This is a genomic window from Bacteroides sp. M10 (genome assembly GCF_014334015.1).
Lineage (GTDB): Bacteria > Bacteroidota > Bacteroidia > Bacteroidales > Bacteroidaceae > Bacteroides > Bacteroides intestinigallinarum.
This window is the reverse complement of sequence record NZ_CP060488.1, coordinates 3,524,922-3,543,981: the sequence shown is the minus strand read 5'-3', so window position 1 is coordinate 3,543,981 and position 19,060 is coordinate 3,524,922. Positions and strand designations below refer to the sequence as shown.

11 protein-coding genes are annotated in these 19,060 nt (G+C 42.7%); 5 read left to right on the top strand and 6 right to left on the bottom strand.

The window, feature by feature from the left end; translation table 11 throughout:
• Nucleotides 1-55: 55 nt before the first annotated feature.
• Complete coding sequence (locus H8796_RS12450) at nt 56-1,369, bottom strand: outer membrane protein transport protein (protein ID WP_117936545.1); 1,314 nt, start codon at nt 1,367-1,369, stop codon at nt 56-58.
• Entirely contained in the window at nt 1,356-2,144 is a 789-nt protein-coding gene (locus H8796_RS12445; protein WP_187343993.1) for a type III pantothenate kinase, read from the bottom strand. Before H8796_RS12445 ends, H8796_RS12450 begins: the two co-directional genes overlap by 14 nt.
• A gap of 386 nt (nt 2,145-2,530) precedes the next feature.
• Here H8796_RS12445 and H8796_RS12440 point away from each other — a divergent pair, with 386 nt between their 5' ends.
• From H8796_RS12440 to H8796_RS12420, 5 genes are all read left to right on the top strand, one after another.
• The gene (locus H8796_RS12440) at nt 2,531-3,718 is read left to right on the top strand and encodes a DUF4105 domain-containing protein (RefSeq protein WP_117936543.1); all 1,188 of its coding nucleotides are present in this window, start codon (nt 2,531-2,533) and stop codon (nt 3,716-3,718) included.
• Nucleotides 3,718-5,292 carry an alkaline phosphatase family protein gene (locus H8796_RS12435; RefSeq protein ID WP_117936541.1) on the top strand — a complete coding sequence of 525 codons (1,575 nt, stop codon included), beginning with the start codon at nt 3,718-3,720 and terminating at the stop codon, nt 5,290-5,292. The genes H8796_RS12440 and H8796_RS12435 overlap by 1 nt, the downstream gene beginning before the upstream one ends.
• A gap of 211 nt (nt 5,293-5,503) precedes the next feature.
• Nucleotides 5,504-8,821 carry a preprotein translocase subunit SecA gene (gene secA / locus H8796_RS12430; protein WP_117936539.1) on the top strand — a complete coding sequence of 1,106 codons (3,318 nt, stop codon included), beginning with the start codon at nt 5,504-5,506 and terminating at the stop codon, nt 8,819-8,821.
• A gap of 174 nt (nt 8,822-8,995) precedes the next feature.
• Nucleotides 8,996-10,102, top strand: a complete 1,107-nt coding sequence (locus H8796_RS12425; RefSeq protein WP_117936537.1) for a DUF6340 family protein — start codon at nt 8,996-8,998, stop codon at nt 10,100-10,102.
• Between the two features lie 61 nt (nt 10,103-10,163).
• A complete protein-coding gene (locus H8796_RS12420) occupies nt 10,164-10,610 on the top strand; it encodes a hypothetical protein (RefSeq protein ID WP_117936535.1) in 447 nt (148 codons plus the stop codon).
• Nucleotides 10,611-10,745: 135 nt separating this feature from the next.
• Here H8796_RS12420 and H8796_RS12415 read toward each other — a convergent pair whose 3' ends face one another.
• Genes H8796_RS12415 through H8796_RS12400 form a run of 4 tightly spaced genes read right to left on the bottom strand, consistent with a single transcriptional unit; the run spans nt 10,746 to nt 19,047 of the window.
• Nucleotides 10,746-12,758, bottom strand: coding sequence for a DUF5689 domain-containing protein (locus tag H8796_RS12415; RefSeq protein WP_117936532.1), 2,013 nt, complete (start codon nt 12,756-12,758; stop codon nt 10,746-10,748).
• Nucleotides 12,758-14,026, bottom strand: coding sequence for a ComEC/Rec2 family competence protein (locus H8796_RS12410; protein WP_061448077.1), 1,269 nt, complete (start codon nt 14,024-14,026; stop codon nt 12,758-12,760). The genes H8796_RS12415 and H8796_RS12410 overlap by 1 nt, the downstream gene beginning before the upstream one ends.
• Nucleotides 14,027-14,048: 22 nt before the next feature.
• Nucleotides 14,049-15,800: a RagB/SusD family nutrient uptake outer membrane protein gene (locus tag H8796_RS12405; RefSeq protein WP_117936530.1), complete on the bottom strand. Its 1,752-nt coding sequence runs from the start codon at nt 15,798-15,800 to the stop codon at nt 14,049-14,051.
• 31 nt (nt 15,801-15,831) lie between these two features.
• Entirely contained in the window at nt 15,832-19,047 is a 3,216-nt protein-coding gene (locus H8796_RS12400; RefSeq protein ID WP_117936528.1) for a SusC/RagA family TonB-linked outer membrane protein, read from the bottom strand.
• Nucleotides 19,048-19,060: the final 13 nt, after the last annotated feature.

The following is a 19,060-nucleotide window of genomic DNA, read 5'->3' as shown; positions in this document are numbered from 1 at the left end:
AAATTTTAGTTGTTATTATATAGTCGTCTATTCTCTCTCACATTTATTCATCTCATTATTCCACTCTGCGTTTGAAGAACCAACGTTCGTTGAAGGTCAATCCGATGCTCACGCGGAAGATATTTTCATTTACAAAAGCCGCTTCCTGTCCGCTGATACGAACAAACTGTCCGCTGATGCTAAGAATGGAACGGGAACGGGGCACAGGCAGACCGAAACCGGCAGTTACGCCATATTCACGGGTAGCCTCTTTGCCGCCGATCTTATAATACGGAGTCGTATAATAAGCTCCCAGACGGTATTTAATATGGGATAAATAGGAACGTCCCATCAAATTAGGAATGTATTCCGCACCCACTGATATTTTATGACGGTCGCAATACGTATATGTCTCTTTAAAGTCTTCACGTACAGCTTCATCTGGTGTATTTACGTCAAATTTCGTTTTTGACCATTGTTGCAAACTATAATCCAGACCAACAGTCAGGCGTTTGTCATAGTTATATGTAAATCCGACTCCAAATGTATTAGGCACTTTAAATGTAGCATCCGGACTCAAGGTGGTAGTAGAAACCGCTGTACCCGTAGAGTTTGATACCATTTGTGTCGTTACACTATAATCATTACCCAGTTTCAACTCCGGAGAATATACTGCTCCAATTGTCACTGAATGTTTTTTATCAATATCCAATGTATATTGTGCTCCAAAATCAAGTTTATAACTCGATACTGATGCAACCGATTGGTGATTATAATTATAAGCACCTGATACACTTGGAAAATAAACAACACGTGTACGATTGATATCTCCCCAGAAATAAGAAGCATTCACACCTACCGAAAGATTTTTAAGAACCTTCACACCCAAACCGGCATATAATTGATGCAAACCTCCATCACCAGTATAACTTCTGGCATAATCAGCCGTAGCACCGGTATTCGGATCTGTTGCAGTCTGTGTATCCGACACAGAATATCCCACATTGGAGAACGGCAATAATCCGATACTCATCGCTATCCGCGGATGCAAACGAAATTGCATAGCCAGATAGTCAAAGCTGGAATTTTTAGCGTTCAGTTTCACACCACTACCGCTAATATTCATATTTTGCAGACTGACGCCCCCTTCAAAAATGAACGTCAATGAGTCAATGGCTGTATACGAAGCAGGATTCAGTGGATTGATCTGTGCTCCATCCCGAAGTCCAAAAGCAATTCCCCCCATCGCCTTGCTGTTACCGAAACTCTGATCGGACAAGTCGCCATAGCCATATCGTGTATAAGGAGAGTTTGTATTATTTTGAGCGATTGCCATTCCGGTAACCATCGTGAGCAAAAGCGCACAAAGTGTGTGTTTAAATCCTACCATTATTATAGTTTAAAATTCTATTTAATCCTTTCAACACTAAAAATCTATCTGCAAAGATGATACTTTTTACGCTGCTATCAAAAGAAAAATCATCTCCGCCCGTTAAAAAAACCAAAAGTTCAGGATATTTATGCTTCATAGACTCAATATAACCTGAAATTTCGTATTCCATCCCTTTCATCACTCCGGCACGTATAGCCGTTTCGGTGTCCCGTCCCATCGGGAGTTTGCGCCCGTTGGTGTCTACCAGAGGTAAACGCCCCGTAAACTGATGAAGTGCTTTGAAACGCATCTGCATACCGGGAGAAATATTACCGCCATGATACTGACCCTTTGAGTCAATAAACTCATAAGTAATGCAAGTTCCCGCATCAATCACCAATATATCCCGATGAGGAAACTGCTCATTAGCACCCACTACGGCAGCCATACGATCATATCCCAATGTTTCGGGAGTTTCGTACAGGTTGACAACCGGAAGCGGAGTCTGATGATTGAGCCAGAGCAAAGGAAATGGCAAAGCTGCCAAATCAGCTAATACCTTTTCGCTTAAATCAATGACAGTAGCCACAATCCCCTGTTCAACCGGATATTGGGAACAAAAAGCCTTCAAGCAATCCAGCGACTGATTGGATTCAGCTACTACATCCACAATTTCTCCGCCGTCGAAGAAAGCAATCTTTGCCTTTGTATTTCCTATGTCGATTATTAAATTCAACTCTTTTGGTTCTTTAGCGGGCGCAAAGGTAAAGTAAAAAAAGAAAAGTTGAAGCATAGAAGAGGAATTATCTTCTTTTTTCATTTTAGAAATCCACAAAAACAAAAAAATCGAACTATCTATTTTTAAATAGATCAATTATCTTTTATTGTTTATTATGTATTCCACTTTGCGTTCGGCAGTCTTTTTTTATTACATCATAAACAGCTAATAAGCAATAGATTACAAGAGAAAAACAGCGTTCCAAAAAGTGTTCCACTATTTTGTAATCAATTTTCCGTTCAAGCAAAAACATTATTCCACCCAAACAGAGGCTCCATTTAAAGAAAACAGAGCCTCTGTTTAAGCCATATAGAGCCTCTATTCTGATAAAATAAAGGCTCCGTTTTCCCGAATCCAACTATTCTTTCTATATTTGCCACCGAAATAAAACGAACCAGCTAATGAAACGGTTTTTCTCATACATCATCCTCTCCTTCTTCCTGTTGCTTCTGCCCACCGGACAAGCATCTGCCAACAACAACGACTCCATCCGTTTGAGCCTGTTGACTTGTGCCCCCGGAGAGGAAATATATTCCCTGTTCGGACACACTGCCATCCGTTACGAAAATCCTTCACAAGGGATTGACGTTGTATTCAACTACGGATTGTTCAGTTTCAACACTCCTAACTTCATCTTCCGCTTCTCGCTCGGAGAAACAGACTACCAACTGGGGGCAACGGATTATGAACGTTTTGCAGCTGAATACGCATTTTTCGGACGCAGCGTATGGCAGCAAACGCTGAATCTGACCGATGAAGAAAAAACAGAACTAATCCGGTTATTACAAGAAAATTATCGTCCGGAAAACCGGGTGTACCGTTATAATTTCTTTTACGATAATTGTGCTACCCGCCCCCGGGACAAGATAGAAGAAAGCATTGCAGGAAAAGTGATTTATCCCGCAGAACCGCAGGATGGCTCCCTCACTTTCCGCGACATTGTACACCAGTATTGCAAAGGACATCCGTGGGCACGTTTCGGCATTGATCTCTGCATCGGAAGTGAAGCCGACCAGCCCATCACACAACGTCAGATGATGTTTGCCCCTTTCTACCTGATGGATGCTTTCGACGGTGCACAAATTAAAAGCGATTCTATCCAGCGTCCACTCATAACGGCCAACGAGCTGGCAGTCGATGCCACTCCCGAACCGGATGAAAGCGGCTGGATGCCCACTCCGCTTCAATGCTCCTTACTCTTATTTATACTGACAGCCGCCGCCACCATCTATGGAATCCGCCGGAGAACCGGATTATGGGGAATCGACCTCTTCCTTTTTGGTATAGCAGGTATAGTGGGATGTGTCCTTGCATTTCTCGCACTCTTCTCCCAACACCCGGCAGTCAGCTCCAATTTCCTATTATTGGTATTCCATCCGGGACAACTTCTTTTCTTGCCATACATTATATATTGTGTCCGAAAAGGGAAGAAATGTTGGTATTTAGCCCTGAATCTGGTGGTTTTAACACTTTTTATAGTGTTTTTTCCTGTAATTCCGCAAAGATTTGACTTTGCTGTTGTACCTTTGGCACTCGTTTTGCTGATACGTTCAGCGAGCAATCTGATTGTGACATCTAAAAAGAAATAATGAAAGGACTACTAACTTCCCTCATCACCGTACTGACTTTCACCGGGCTACAAGCCCAGTCACTGCCTGCCGCCCCTAAATTAGTGGTAGGGCTGACGATTGACCAATTACGTACGGACTATCTGGAAGCTTTTTCGTCACTCTACGGTGAGAAAGGCTTCAAACGTCTTTGGAAAGAGGGAAGAGTGTTCCATAACGCCGAATATACCTTCTGCGGTATAGACCGCGCTTCTGCCATAGCGGCTATTTATAGCGGTACGACGCCTTCCATGAACGGAATTATTTCTCAACGCTGGATGGATGCCTCTACCCTCCGCCCCGTCAACAGCACAGACGACACGGCATTTATGGGGTATTACACCGACCAGACTGTCGCCCCCACCAAACTACTGACTTCAACCATTGCCGACGAGCTTAAAATAGCGACACAAGGCAAAGGACTCGTATATGCCATTGCACCTGATTGCGATGCCGCACTTTTTGCAGCCGGACATGCCGGAAATGCAGCTTTCTGGCTCAATCCCAATACCGGAAAATGGAGTGGAACCACCTATTATGGAGAGTTTCCGTGGTGGGCAAGCCAATATAACGACCGTCAAGCGATCGATTTCCGTATTGCCGGTATGACATGGGAACCCATATTTCCGCGGGGCATGTACACTTTCCTGCCAGATTGGCGGGATATGCTCTTCAAATATAAATTCGATGATGACCGCAGTAATAAATACCGCCGCTTCATCGCCAGCCCTTTTGTGAATGATGAAGTGAATGCGCTTGCCGAAGAAGCATTGAACAAAAGTTCCATCGGCATGGATGACATTACTGACTTATTGGCACTCACTTACTATGCCGGAAACTATGCGCACAAATCTGTACAGGAATGTGCCATGGAAATACAAGACACCTACGTGCGTCTTGACCGCAGCATTGCCGACCTGCTCGAAGTGCTTGATAAGAAAGTAGGACTGCAAAATGTGCTTATTTTCGTCACTTCCACCGGATATATAGACAGCGAATCACCTGATTCGGGATTGTACAAGGTTCCCGGCGGAGAGTTTTATCTCAACCGGTGTGCGGCTCTATTGAATATGTACCTGATGGCTACGTATGGCGAAGGAAAGTATGTGGAAGCTCACCATAACCAGCAGATTTATCTGAATCATAAGTTATTGGAAAAGAAAGAACTGAATCTGGCAGAGATCCAACAAAAGTCAGCAGAATTCCTGATGCAGTTCAGCGGAGTGAACGAAGCCTATTCGGCTAACCGGCTATTACTGGGTTCATGGACTCCGGAAATCTACAAAATACGTAACGGCTACCACCGCAAACGTTCGGGTGACCTCATAATCGACGTCCTCCCCGGATGGACTATCGTCAACGAGAACGGCGGAGACAATAAAGTGGTACGTCATTCCTATATTCCCTCACCGCTGATTTTCATGGGACATTCCGTGAAACCGGCCATTATCCAGACACCTGTAACCATTGACCATATTGCGCCTACACTGGCACATTTCATGCGCATCCGGGCTCCCAACGCCTGTACTTCTGCTCCTATTACCGACCTGCGGTAAAAATTCACTCACAAAAACAGGGAGCAAAACATAAATAAATCAGCATTTTAATGTAACTTTGCGGAGGTTTCTTGATATAAAGATTCCCCAACGCGGATGAACGCAGATTTACGCGGATAAAAAAAATCCAGTTTAATCTTTCCTTTAATCTGCGTAAATCTGCGTTAATCCGCGTTGAAATTGAAATAAATAATAAACTAAATAATATAACATGGGATTTAATGAATTTTTAAGCTCGATTTTCGGAAACAAATCCACACGAGACATGAAAGAAATCAAGCCCTGGGTGGAAAAGATCAAAGCTGCTTACCCGGAGATTGAAAAACTAGACAACGACGCCCTCCGTGCCAAAACGGAAGAACTCAAAAAATATATCCATGAATCGGCTACTGCCGAACGTGCGAAAGTGGAAGAGTTGAAGGCAAGCATTGAAACTCTCGAACTGGAAGACCGCGAAGAAGTCTTTACACAAATCGACAAGATAGAAAAAGAAATTCTGGAAAAATATGAAAAAGCACTGGACGAAGTGCTGCCTGTTGCTTTTTCTATCGTAAAGGCTACTGCCAAGCGTTTTACAGAAAACGAAGAAATTGTTGTAACTGCTACCGACTTCGACCGTCAACTGGCTGCTACGAAAGATTTCGTACGTATCGAAGGTGATAAAGCTATCTACCAGAATCACTGGATAGCCGGTGGTAACGATACTGTATGGAACATGGTTCACTATGACGTACAGCTCTTCGGTGGCGTCGTTCTGCACAAAGGTAAGATTGCGGAAATGGCAACCGGTGAAGGTAAAACATTAGTGGCTACACTCCCGGTATTCCTCAACGCATTGACCGGAAACGGCGTACACGTAGTTACCGTGAATGATTACCTCGCCAAACGTGACTCCGAATGGATGGGTCCTCTTTATATGTTCCACGGTTTGAGCGTAGATTGTATCGACCGTCATCAGCCGAACTCCGACGCACGTCGTCAGGCATATCTGGCAGATATCACTTTTGGTACAAACAATGAATTCGGTTTCGACTACCTGCGTGACAACATGGCTATCAGCCCGAAAGACCTTGTACAACGTCAGCACAATTATGCCATCGTCGATGAGGTCGACTCGGTATTGATTGACGACGCCCGTACTCCGTTGATTATCTCCGGTCCTGTACCGAAAGGTGACGACCAATTGTTCGAACAACTCCGTCCGTTAGTAGAACGTCTGGTAGAAGCACAGAAAGTATTGGCTACCAAATATCTCTCCGAAGCCAAGAAACTGATTGCATCCAACGATAAGAAAGAGGTGGAAGAAGGATTCCTCGCCTTATACCGCAGCCACAAGGCATTGCCGAAAAACAAGGCTTTGATTAAGTTCCTTAGTGAACAAGGTATCAAGGCAGGTATGCTCAAGACGGAAGAAATCTACATGGAACAGAACAACAAGCGTATGCATGAAGTTACTGATCCGCTGTATTTCGTGATCGACGAGAAACTGAATAGTGTAGACCTGACAGACAAGGGGGTAGACCTGATTACCGGTAACTCTGAAGACCCGACATTGTTCGTTCTTCCGGACATCGCCGGACAACTTTCGGAACTGGAAAACCAACATCTGACTAACGAACAACTGCTTGAAAAGAAAGATGAACTTCTGACAAACTATGCCATCAAATCGGAACGTGTACACACCATCAATCAATTGTTGAAGGCTTACACCATGTTCGAGAAAGATGATGAATATGTAGTGATCGACGGACAGGTGAAGATTGTAGACGAGCAGACAGGCCGTATCATGGAAGGTCGCCGCTACTCTGACGGATTGCACCAGGCTATCGAAGCCAAGGAACGTGTGAAAGTGGAAGCTGCTACGCAGACCTTTGCAACGATTACTTTGCAGAACTACTTCCGTATGTATCACAAACTGTCCGGTATGACCGGTACTGCTGAAACGGAAGCAGGCGAACTTTGGGACATCTACAAATTGGACGTAGTCGTGATCCCGACCAACCGTCCGATTGCAAGAAAGGATATGAACGACCGCGTTTACAAGACAAAACGCGAAAAGTATAAAGCTGTTATCGAGGAAATCGAAAAATTGGTTCAAGCAGGACGTCCGGTATTGGTGGGTACTACCTCGGTAGAAATCTCCGAAATGTTGAGCAAGATGCTTGCCATGCGCCATATCGAGCACAAGGTATTGAACGCCAAACTGCACCAGAAAGAAGCGGACATCGTTGCTACTGCCGGTTTGAGCGGAACAGTAACCATCGCTACCAATATGGCTGGTCGTGGTACCGACATCAAGTTAAGTCCGGAAGTGAAAGCTGCGGGTGGTTTGGCCATCATCGGTACGGAACGTCACGAATCCCGTCGTGTAGACCGTCAGTTGCGTGGTCGCGCAGGACGTCAGGGTGACCCGGGTTCTTCTGTATTCTTCGTGTCATTGGAAGACGACCTGATGCGTCTGTTCTCTTCCGACCGTATTGCCAGTGTAATGGACAAGCTCGGTTTCCAGGAAGGCGAAATGATCGAACACAAGATGATTTCCAACTCCATCGAACGTGCACAGAAGAAAGTGGAAGAAAACAACTTCGGTATTCGTAAACGTCTGTTGGAATATGACGACGTAATGAACAAGCAACGTACGGTGGTTTATACGAAACGTCGTCACGCTTTGATGGGTGAACGTATCGGTATGGATATCGTGAACATGATTTGGGACCGTTGCGCCAACGCTATCGAGAACAACGATTATGAAGGTTGCCAGATGGAATTGCTCCAGACATTGGCAATGGAAACTCCGTTCACTGAAGAAGAATTCCGTAACGAGAAGAAAGATAAGTTGGCCGAAAAGACTTTCAACATTGCTATGGAGAACTTCAAACGCAAAACTGAACGTCTGGCACAGATCGCTAATCCGGTTATCAAACAGGTATATGAAAACCAGGGACACATGTACGAAAACATCCTGATTCCTATTACAGACGGTAAACGGATGTATAATATCTCTTGTAACCTGAAAGCGGCTTACGAATCGGAATCTAAAGAAGTGGTGAAATCGTTCGAGAAATCAATCTTGCTCCACGTAATCGACGAAGCATGGAAAGAAAACTTGCGCGAACTGGACGAGCTGAAACATTCTGTACAGAATGCAAGCTACGAACAGAAAGACCCGCTATTGATCTATAAACTGGAATCTGTGACTTTGTTTGACGCTATGGTGAACAAAATCAATAACCAGACTATATCTATCTTGATGCGTGGACAAATTCCTGTACAGGAAGCTCCGGACGAATCAGCAGCACGTCGTGTAGAAGTGCGTCAGGCTGCTCCCGAACAACGTCAGGATATGAGCAAATATCGCGAAAACAAAGAAGATTTGAGTGATCCGAACCAGCAGGCTGCTGCAAGTCAGGATACTCGTGAACAACAGAGACGTGAACCGATTCGTGCAGAGAAAACAGTAGGTCGTAACGATCCTTGCCCATGCGGAAGCGGCAAAAAGTATAAAAACTGCCACGGAAAGAACCTTTGATTAATTAATAATTAAAAATTAAAGGTTGGAAATTGTAGGATAATGTGCTTTATGGCATAGTCTCTCTATATTCAACTTATAAAAGAAAGTCTCAAACGGTTAAAAACTGTTTGAGACTTTCTTTTATTCTTCCAAAGTTGTACTTTTGTTCAAATTACTAAATAGAACAAAACTATGGCAAAATCTTATTCACTGGTTTTCATCGTTTTATTCCTGCTGACTCTGGGTAGCTGCCAGAGTCTGGAACAGATTCCCATTGATTATCTGCAACCTGCCGACTTGAGCTTTCCTCCGCAACTCCGGAAAGTAGCTATTGTAAATAACACCAGCGATGCCCCGGATAATAAACTGATAACAGAGACTGAAAAAATTAAAGAAGGTACATCATTGATAAGTCGTGCAACGGCTTATGCCAATGGAGATCCTAAGACAGCCACTGAATCACTGGCAGAAGAAATTGCACAGCAGAACTACTTCGATGAAGTGGTTATCTGTGATTCTGCCTTACGCGCCAATGATAAACTGGCCCGCGAAAGTACATTGAGCCAGGAGGAAGTGCGTCAACTGGCTTCTAATCTGGGAGTGGACTTCATCATTGCACTGGAAAACCTGCAACTCAAAGCAACAAAGACCGTCCGTTATCTGGATGAGTTCAACTGCTTTCAAGGAGCGGTAGACGTGAAAGTTTATCCCACGGTGAAAGTTTATCTTCCCGAACGTAGCAGGCCGATGACTACGCTCCACCCTACTGATAGCATTTTTTGGGAAGAGTTTGGAGGTACAGCCATAGAAGCCGCCACTCGCATGATTCCCGACAAGCAGATGCTGGAAGAAGCGGCAGCATTCGCAGGAACGGTTCCGGTAAAACACCTTGTACCCATCTGGAAAAAAGGAACACGGTATCTTTATACTGGTGGTTCGGTTCCTATGCGTGACGCTGCCATTTATGTACGCGAAAATTCATGGGATGACGCATACGAACTTTGGCGTCAGGCTTTCGAAGGTACCAAGAACCAAAAGAAAAAAATGCGGGCAGCTCTCAATATCGCTGTTTACTACGAAATGAAAGATAGTTTGGCTAAAGCGGAAGAATGGGCAGAAAAGGCACAACAACTAGCCAAGAAAATAGATAAAAAGAACATCACAGATAGCCCTCAAGCTACCATTGATGATGTGCCGAATTATTATCTCACTACTTTGTATTTAGCTGAACTGAAGGAGAGAAATGCTCAATTACCCAAGTTAAAATTGCAAATGAGCCGATTTAATGATGATTTTTAAGGAAATTGTGTATCAAATCTTATTTTTTTTATACCTTTGAACTTATAAAAAGAAGGAACCCATGAAATTGAGCCAACAATCATTATCTATTATCGAATCGGCTATCCAAAAGGCAGTCGCTAAATATGTATGTAGCTGTGAACAAACAGTCGTAACCGATATCCATCTCCAACCGGATCAGGCATCGGGACAACTTAATATTTACAACGATGATGATGAAGAACTGGCAAACATCATGATCGAAGAATGGACTACTTATGAAGGGGATGATTTCCTTGAAAACGTGGAACCTTCTCTTCGCAACATTCTTTGTAGAATGAAGGATGCCGGAGATTTCGACAAAGTGACTATTCTGAAACCTTATTCTTTCGTTTTGGTAGATGAAGAGAAAGAAACCGTAGCAGAATTGTTGTTGATTGACGACGATACCATACTGGTGAATGATGAATTGCTGAAAGGGTTGGATAAAGAGTTGGATGACTTCTTAAAGGATTTATTGGAAAAATAAAGAAGAATTGTTGGAGAAATAAGACACCGTTCTTTTTGAATAGAGATCGTTCAAGATCCATATAAAAAGATAATCGGAAGCAATCAGGGTATGTCCTTTATTGCTTCCGATTATTTTATATATATTCCCTATTGATTATTTGTTGTATTTGATTGAGATATTAGCAAGTCTAAGCGGCATGAAGCTGGATACCCCTGCCGGAAGTCTGACCGGTCGCAATCTGATGCAAATATTATCACGGTTCAATAAGGCATCCGGCAACTTAAAGTCATAGACTTTATAACCCGGAATGTTCTTCTCCGTCTGTCCGCCTGCAGCCGTTCTATCAAACTGTCCCAGAATGGTAAACTCTGAATTATCTACTTTAATCCATTCACCGTTCATCGAATAAGCATATTCGACCACTGCGACAGGACCTCCTCCCCAACTTGCATTCATTTCAACCTGAAGAGACAGGGATGTAGAAATACCTACTGTCGATACTTTATCTACGTAGAAATATGAACTTGTAGACCAAGGTTTACTATTAAAAGCACCTCCTCGCATACGGCCATAGTATCCGTCGGTCGTGTTAAGGTTAAGATCTCCTCTGAAATCATCTTGGAATCCCAGTATATAGTCTGCATAAGTTTGCTGGAAATGTTTATTTCCGTCTTTGCTAAGAAGAGCATTCGCCTGCGATGCCTCGCCACCCGTAGGATGGTAATCCGTAAAAGTAGAAGAGCCTATTTCTTTCCAATCGGGTACATTACAATCCCATTCTACAAGCACAGAAGTGATCTCGTTTATATCACTGATGTTAATATCTTCTCTGTTAAGCGGAAGAATACATAACCGGCTTTCAGAGATGTCGAAATTTGTAAGTTTCACTTTCGCCACCATTCCTGTTATGCTTCCCGAACCTTTAGGAAGTGTTTCGTGAGCATAAGGAGCTTCAAACGCAGTAAGCATATATGTATTAGAACCGTTTTTATCTCTTATACAGGTCGGATAGTATCTGTAATATGCAGGGAACTTTTCTACCCAATAGTTTTTATTAATCTTACGATCGGCAGCTCCCGGGTCAGTAGTCTTGAAATTAGTGAATGCACCTACCGGAGATGCAATCTCGACATCTTTCAGGGTCACAAGACTAAATACCATATTATCCGTAAGTTCAGCAATCGTTCTTTCAGGAATTGTGAAGGTAGAAAGTTCCGAGCTGATTACGTGGGCAGCAGTAATACCGCTAATCAGTCTATAGGTAAAGCTACCCTCTGATTCTTCTTTTATCGTTCCATCTTTCAGACACAATGACACTTTGGCAAATTGTGCAAACGTAATTAAAGATTCGGACTCAAACACAACTGTCTCTCCTGCCTCATTCTGAATGACATAGCGATTGCTCGGGAAGTTCTTCGAAGTGCCATTGGCTACGATGGTTCCTTCAACATATACATTGTTAGTAATTCCACCGACAGCATAACCATGTACGGTTGGATAACTGACAAGTTCCGCATTCGCATATTCAGAATATGCTTGCGAGAGATTAATGGTAGCCGTAACCTTACGCTGGTACTGATCGTCATAACTCAACACAATACTTCCTGTACGGGGTGATTGTGAATTTGTTTCCGTATTAAAATAAAGCTTTCCATCACTTATCCTATACTCCTGCACCCAGTTCACCGTTGGCGTAATAACGATATCCGTTTCGGGCACATTGGTAGAGATTTCCATTTCATATTCACCTCCTTTAGTAAACAGCTCCATCTTATCACTGGCAGGAACAATAAATGGATAACGGGATAATTGTTTTATCTTGATTACATCCGCAGTCTTACCATCTTTCGTAAACACACGAATATCACAGAAACGTTCGGAATCACTGATATTCTCATCATAAGTCACAGTGAAATAAGTTCTTGATGACTGGGCTCCACGTATATCCGTAGAGAACCAGGTTGATTCTACAAAATCAATTCGCCACTCGGTATTGGACTTCACCTCCACCTGAACCGGATCACCTTCCGCCTGAAGAATAATCTCATTATTTGTTATTTCCAATATACCGGCTTCATGTTCGTCAGAGCATGACGGAAACATTATGATTGCCATCACAGCCAGAAAAGCTGTCCAGGCTATTGAATCTTTAATTTTCATGTCCATCAATTATTAGATTTAATCTCACCTGTTTTATATAGTATCTCATAAGCTTCATTCCGATCATTTAATACAAAGATCTGAAACTTCTCTCCACCCGGATAAACACGCGTAACAACATGTCCGGCAGGCTTTATCTTCAAGCCGTCTTCACCCAGTCTGCTCCTGTTACTGTCTACCATACCGGCAGCAAAAACCGACCGTTCACCAGGATAAAGAGTTTGAGACAGCATCCGGCTCAACGTTGCCGGTTGAGGGTGATAGTAATCCCATACGGGAATTACATAGACTTGTGGTTTCACTTGGGAAATGTAGGTATCGCACATAGCATCAGAATAAGCATGATGATTGGCAACAACCACATCCGTTTCACCAAGCAATTTGGCTACCGGCGTTTCTATATCAAACCATTCCGGTGCTTTTTCTACGCCCAGAATATCTCCTGCGGAGAAATAATCAAAATTACCGTATGTGATACGAATTCCACAACTGCAACGGTTTTCGTTCAACTGTTCACTTGAAGAGGCTGTAGAAGGCACAAGCTCTTTGGCTGTTGTTCCGCTACCTGTCCAAATTTTACCATTACCCACGATATTACGTACTTCAAATGTAGGATAAGAGCCCGGATCTTTCAAAAGTTTGATCTGACTATTGCTTCCTATTACAAATCCCTCATTCTTTTTACCTTCCCTGTCACGAGCGGCAACATATAATTTATAGTTTGAGATATGAGCACCAGAGACTTTAGCTGCTGTCGGATAATCATAAGTAGGATAACCACGATCTATCAAAGTGGAAATATTGAGAAGATTACCAACATGAGTGATTCCGGTAAGTTTGTAATCCAGTCCTACTTTTTCGATTGCCAGTTTTCCATTCTGTCCGATATGGTCCGTATCAAAGTGAGTGAGCAAGGCATAATCAAGTGCTCCGTTATTTTTTAATGGCAATGAGAAATGTTTTATATATTGAGCAATCCATTCGGCAGGTCGCTTAGAATCATTAGGCACTGCTTTCATAATTTCCTGTGTGCCTGAATGTACTCCTAAATCTCCTGCATCCAATAACATGGTAGTCCCATCCGGAAAAATAAGATAGGCTGCATTACCTCTTCCGGTACTAATCTGATGAATATCCAAATAGCCTGCCTGCCACTCCGGAAGGTATTCATACACTTTATCTACTGCATCATCAGGAAAAGGCTTTTCTTGTTGGCAACTTGCGAATGTAGGCAGCAACATGATGGCTCCTAAAAAAAATATCTTGCTATTCATTATATTATTCTTTAATAGTTGATCAATCGATTTGTTTCACACTATAGATACCGGCTTCTTCTTTAGTCATTTCATTACCGCCTCCGTATCCCGGATTTTGCTTCAAGACATTGCTGACAGAAATTGACTTTTCCGGAATAGGAAAAAGCTCATAATGATCGTCGTTAGTAGGCTTATGATCCCACCAAGAACCTGTTGTATACAACCCCCAACGACGAAGATCGGTACGACGACGCTGTTCACCCAGAAACTCGACCATCCACTCATCAAGAATCCGGTACTTGTCGATATTCGTTTCGGTCACCGGATCAGGATCGGCTTTATTCTCGAAATTGCGTTTACGCACTTCATTGAAAAGATTGGCTGCTTCCTTTTTATAGCCGCTTCTATATTTACATTCAGCAAGCATATAATAGATTTCAGCAAAACGAATAACCGGATAATCTGAATTAAAAGCAATAGTTTTGTCGATATTGTCGGGAACCGGTAGTTTGCACAAACGTATTCCGGAATTCTCTTCCCCAGTACTTATATTGGAGGGAAGCTCATTCACTGAAGAATATTCTCCGTCTTTCACTTTCTTGAATTGTGCCACCTGATCGACAAATTCAAGAACCTCACCCGGATATTCGTACAGTCCCGTACACTTCACCTCTGTGCCACTTCTTGATGTACGCTGTAATTTTCCATAAAGGAACATTCCTTCATATTTTCCATTCCCTTTATACAAGTACAATTTTTTACGAAGATCTTTATTATTGAACTTGGCAAAAGGTCGCCCAAGCTTATCCGTATAGGGATCGCCATTGGGTTTAAGAGACGGCTGAAGATGCATACCATTAGTAGAAGAATAGCCGCTTAGATCAAAATAGTTCTTTGCATTATAATGATTATAGCGTTCGAACTGCCATTGAAACAAAGTGCCTTTTGCATATTGCGACTGGACAGACCACATTACTTCCTTGGATTTATTATTGTCGAAAGTGAAAGGACCGAACCAGTCTTCCTCCAATTCGTAATAACCATATTTGCCATCTAATAAATCCTGGCAGACCTGCGCACATTCAGCAAAACGACTCTCTCCTATGTAGACTTCCGCATTAAAATATAATTGAGCAAGAAGGGTGGCGGCAGTTCCTTGACGTAAATAGCCTTCCTCCAGCATATCTGCTCTTTTCTTCTCTAATTTGGGAATAGCGGCAAGCAACAGTTCTTCCACATAATTAAAAGTTTCGCGTGCAGTGGAACGAGGAACTTCCTCGGTAGTAGAGCGTCGGTAAATAGGCATACCCCCATAGAAATCAAGTCCCCGCAAATAAAAATAGGCAACCAATGTCTGAAGCTGCATCTGATGATCTGCTTTTAATTCTTCCGTCATGCCCAGTGATACATAATCCACACCGGATAAGTCTTCCTTACAAGCTAAAGCCATTGCCACTCCCATGCCTACCCCACGCCAGGTTTCTTCGTTGTTGGGGTGAAGAGGTGTCCAGTCGTGATGCTGCAGTTGGGAATATCTGACATCATTGTAATGTATTCCTTTTTGTGTGACACACATCTCATCTGTTGTACATTCTTGAAGAATGGCACGGTCGAATCCGTGAAACCAACGCCAATGTGTGAAAGAGCGTACCAAGAAAGAATAGACAGTTTCCTTAGACGTGAAATAAGTGTCCGGAGTGACTTCGGAATACCACTTCTCATCCAGATTTGTACAACCGGATGACACCAGAAGGGTGAGGAAGGAGATAATGATTAAAATATTTCGTCTCATATCATTTTATTAGTTTATAGGTACTTTACTATTAGAATTGGATTTTCATACCAACGGTATATCTACGAGTTTCAGGATAAATATTATTAAACCATTCATAACCAGGGTCCAGTCCGTTGACATTCACTTCCGGATTAAGTCCTGAATATTTCGTGAAACATGCCACATTCCGGACGGTCAGGTAAAGATCAATCTTATCTATATATTTCTGCCACTTTTTCATGTTAAGAGAATATCCCAGACTAATGGCGTCTATCTTTAAGAAAGTGCCGTCCTCAAGCCAGTAATCGCAAAGCTGCTTTACTTCTTTGATGTGCCGGTTGTCAATGTACGCATTGCGAAGAACGTTCTGGCCTGCTACTTCAGAAAGTCCATAGTACATATTTATGGTATTAAACACGTCGAAATCAATCCAGCTACGCAGGTTAATACCTAAAGAGAGGTTCTTGTAAGTGAAGGTATGATCCCACGATACCATCAATGCAGGAATAGCATTACCGATGTACCGCTTGTCATCATAGGTCTTCTTATCGCTAAGAATCACATTGTCGTTCTTATCATACAGAAGCCATCTTCCATTATCCGTGATACCGGCATATTTCCAGATATAATAGCTTCCGATCTTTGTTCCTGCTTCAATTCTTCCGGCTGATCCGTTCGTTCCCGGTGACGGGAATCCTACACGATCCTGGTAAGTATTATTCCCCCACAAAGAGGTGATTTTGGAAGAAGAATGGGATAGACGCATGGTAGTTGTCCAGTTAAAGTCTTTGGTTTTAACAGGTACTCCGCCAATCTCAAACTCCCATCCGGTATTCTCAAGATTACCATAATTCATGGTCGTTTTCTCGTAAACGGCAGGAGGGTTGGGTACATTGATATTGTATAACATTCCGGAAACTCTTCTTTTATATATATCGAACTTTCCAAAGAGCCGATTATTCAGAAACGCATAATCCAAACCGATGTTAAGCTCTGCTTTCTTTTCCCAATGCAAGTCATTATTGACATTACGAGCCGGTCCATAAGAAGTGATCCATGTACCGTTATAAGGCCACATTGAATTGGAGGAGTACATGGCTGTGGATGCTCCTGCAGAGAAATTGTTATTTCCCGTCACACCATAACCGACACGTACTTTGAGGTCATCAAGAAAACTGACATCACGCAGAAAGGCTTCATTGGATATACGCCATCCACCTGATACAGCCCAGAATGTTCCCCAGCGATGATTCTTTCCAAATTTGGAAGATCCCTCATGACGAACACTTCCGGTAACCATATAGCGGTCTTTATAGCTATAATTCGCCCGACCAAAGAAGGAGATAAGACGTTCACGAGGATATTTGTGAGAAGACATAGCTGCTTTTCCATCAGAAAGCCAACTGCCTGTTCCCATATCCCAAGCTCCTACTCCATCCACAGGGAAATCGAAGTTAGACATATCAAAGTTTTCAGAATTGTTTTCCCAATAGCTATATCCGGCCACCGCACTAACCGTATGGTCTTCTGCAAAAACACGCATGAAATTAATGGTAGGTTCAAAAGAAACATTGACTGTTTTACTATATCCGTGAAATCCCTTTCCTTTATAACTTCCATTCAAAGACGTTCTGTGTAATGCGGATACATAATGCGTCTGTTGATACTGGCGATCTTCCCAGCCGAGAGTGGCCTGTGCCGAAAATCCGGCAGGCAGATTGAGCTTTACCGTAGCATCCGCCTTGAGCCATTTATCAACATTATCCGTCTGCTTGAGCATAACTTCCGCTAATGGATTGTAATATTCACTGCCACCAACCAAAACATTATAGCCTGTTTCACTAGTACTATCATAAACATGTTCCGTTGGATTCATCTTCAATGCCATGTCGAAACAGGAACTACTGCTCCGCTGATCCCGATGTGCTTCACGATATTCTGTATGTAAGCCTATTTCCAGCAAGTCATTGAGAAGATTAAAGTTTGCATTGATACGCCCCGAATAATCTTTACGATTATCGCCTATCGCAATACCTTTCTGATCCTGTGCCATAATAGTGGCATATATTCTGGCTGTATGTCCCCCTCCCGAAAGGGTGACAACATGGCGCTGGGAAAGTGCTCCCTCATTTAAAAGTTCACCGTACCAATCGGTAGACGCTCCCAAATCTGTTCCTACACCGAACCTCACGAAAGCATCGCGATCCAGAACCTGTGGTCTTCTGGAAACTTGTTCGGTGGACAGCTCGCCTGTATATGATAATGTGATAGGACCTTCTTTCGCTTTCTTGGTAGTCACGAGAATGACACCACCGGCTGCTCTTGTTCCGTAAATAGCACCTGCAGAGGCATCCTTCAAAACATCAATGGATTGAATATCTTCTTGACTGATAGAACGCAAATCACCACCGGGAATTCCGTCTATCACAATCAAAGGGGAAGAAGAAGCATTGATGGAAGCTACCCCACGAAGCTGGAAACTAGCAGAGGCATTCGGACTGGAAGTTTCGGAAACATTCATACCGGAGATTTTTCCTTTCAGAGCAGTCGCAATGGTAGAGCCTCCCAATCCAGTCACTAAATCTTTTGAAGATATGGAAGTAATGGAGCTGGTCACAGCACGTTTCTCCATTGTTCCATAACCGATAACGACTACTTCATCCAGCAACTGATGATCTTCTTTTAATACCAAAGACAAGCTTGTCCGATTTCCCACCTTTACTTCAAGAGACTGAAAACCGATATATGAAATCAGTAATACAGCATTTGACGCAACTGACAGGTTAAATTTTCCATCCAAATCAGACACTGTACCTTTCCCGACTACTCCTTTCTCCTGAATACTGGCACCAATCACCGGATCTCCATTCGTATCTACAATCACTCCTTGTATCTTTTTCGAAGTTGCTTCCGTTTGCTCTTGTTTTACCGGTACGGGAACCAGAACGATATACCCTTTTTCTATCTTGTAAGTAAACCCCGTTCCCGCGAGCAACTTATCCAAAACAACAGAGAGTTTTTGTTTCTTAAAATCAACACTCAATGTCCGATTCACATCTATTTTAGTCCGACTATAAGTAATGCTTAATTGAGTCTGACTTTCAATAGCATTAAAAGCTTTCAACAAAGTTATGTTTTTTCCGGCAATGGTAATCAACTGATTCTGCCCATAGATAGTACCCAAAGGGACTATAAAGAATAAGGTTAACAATAAAATACGCAAATTACTTGTATGTTTTATAGTAAAATAAGAATTAAAATTCATACTTTTGTATATT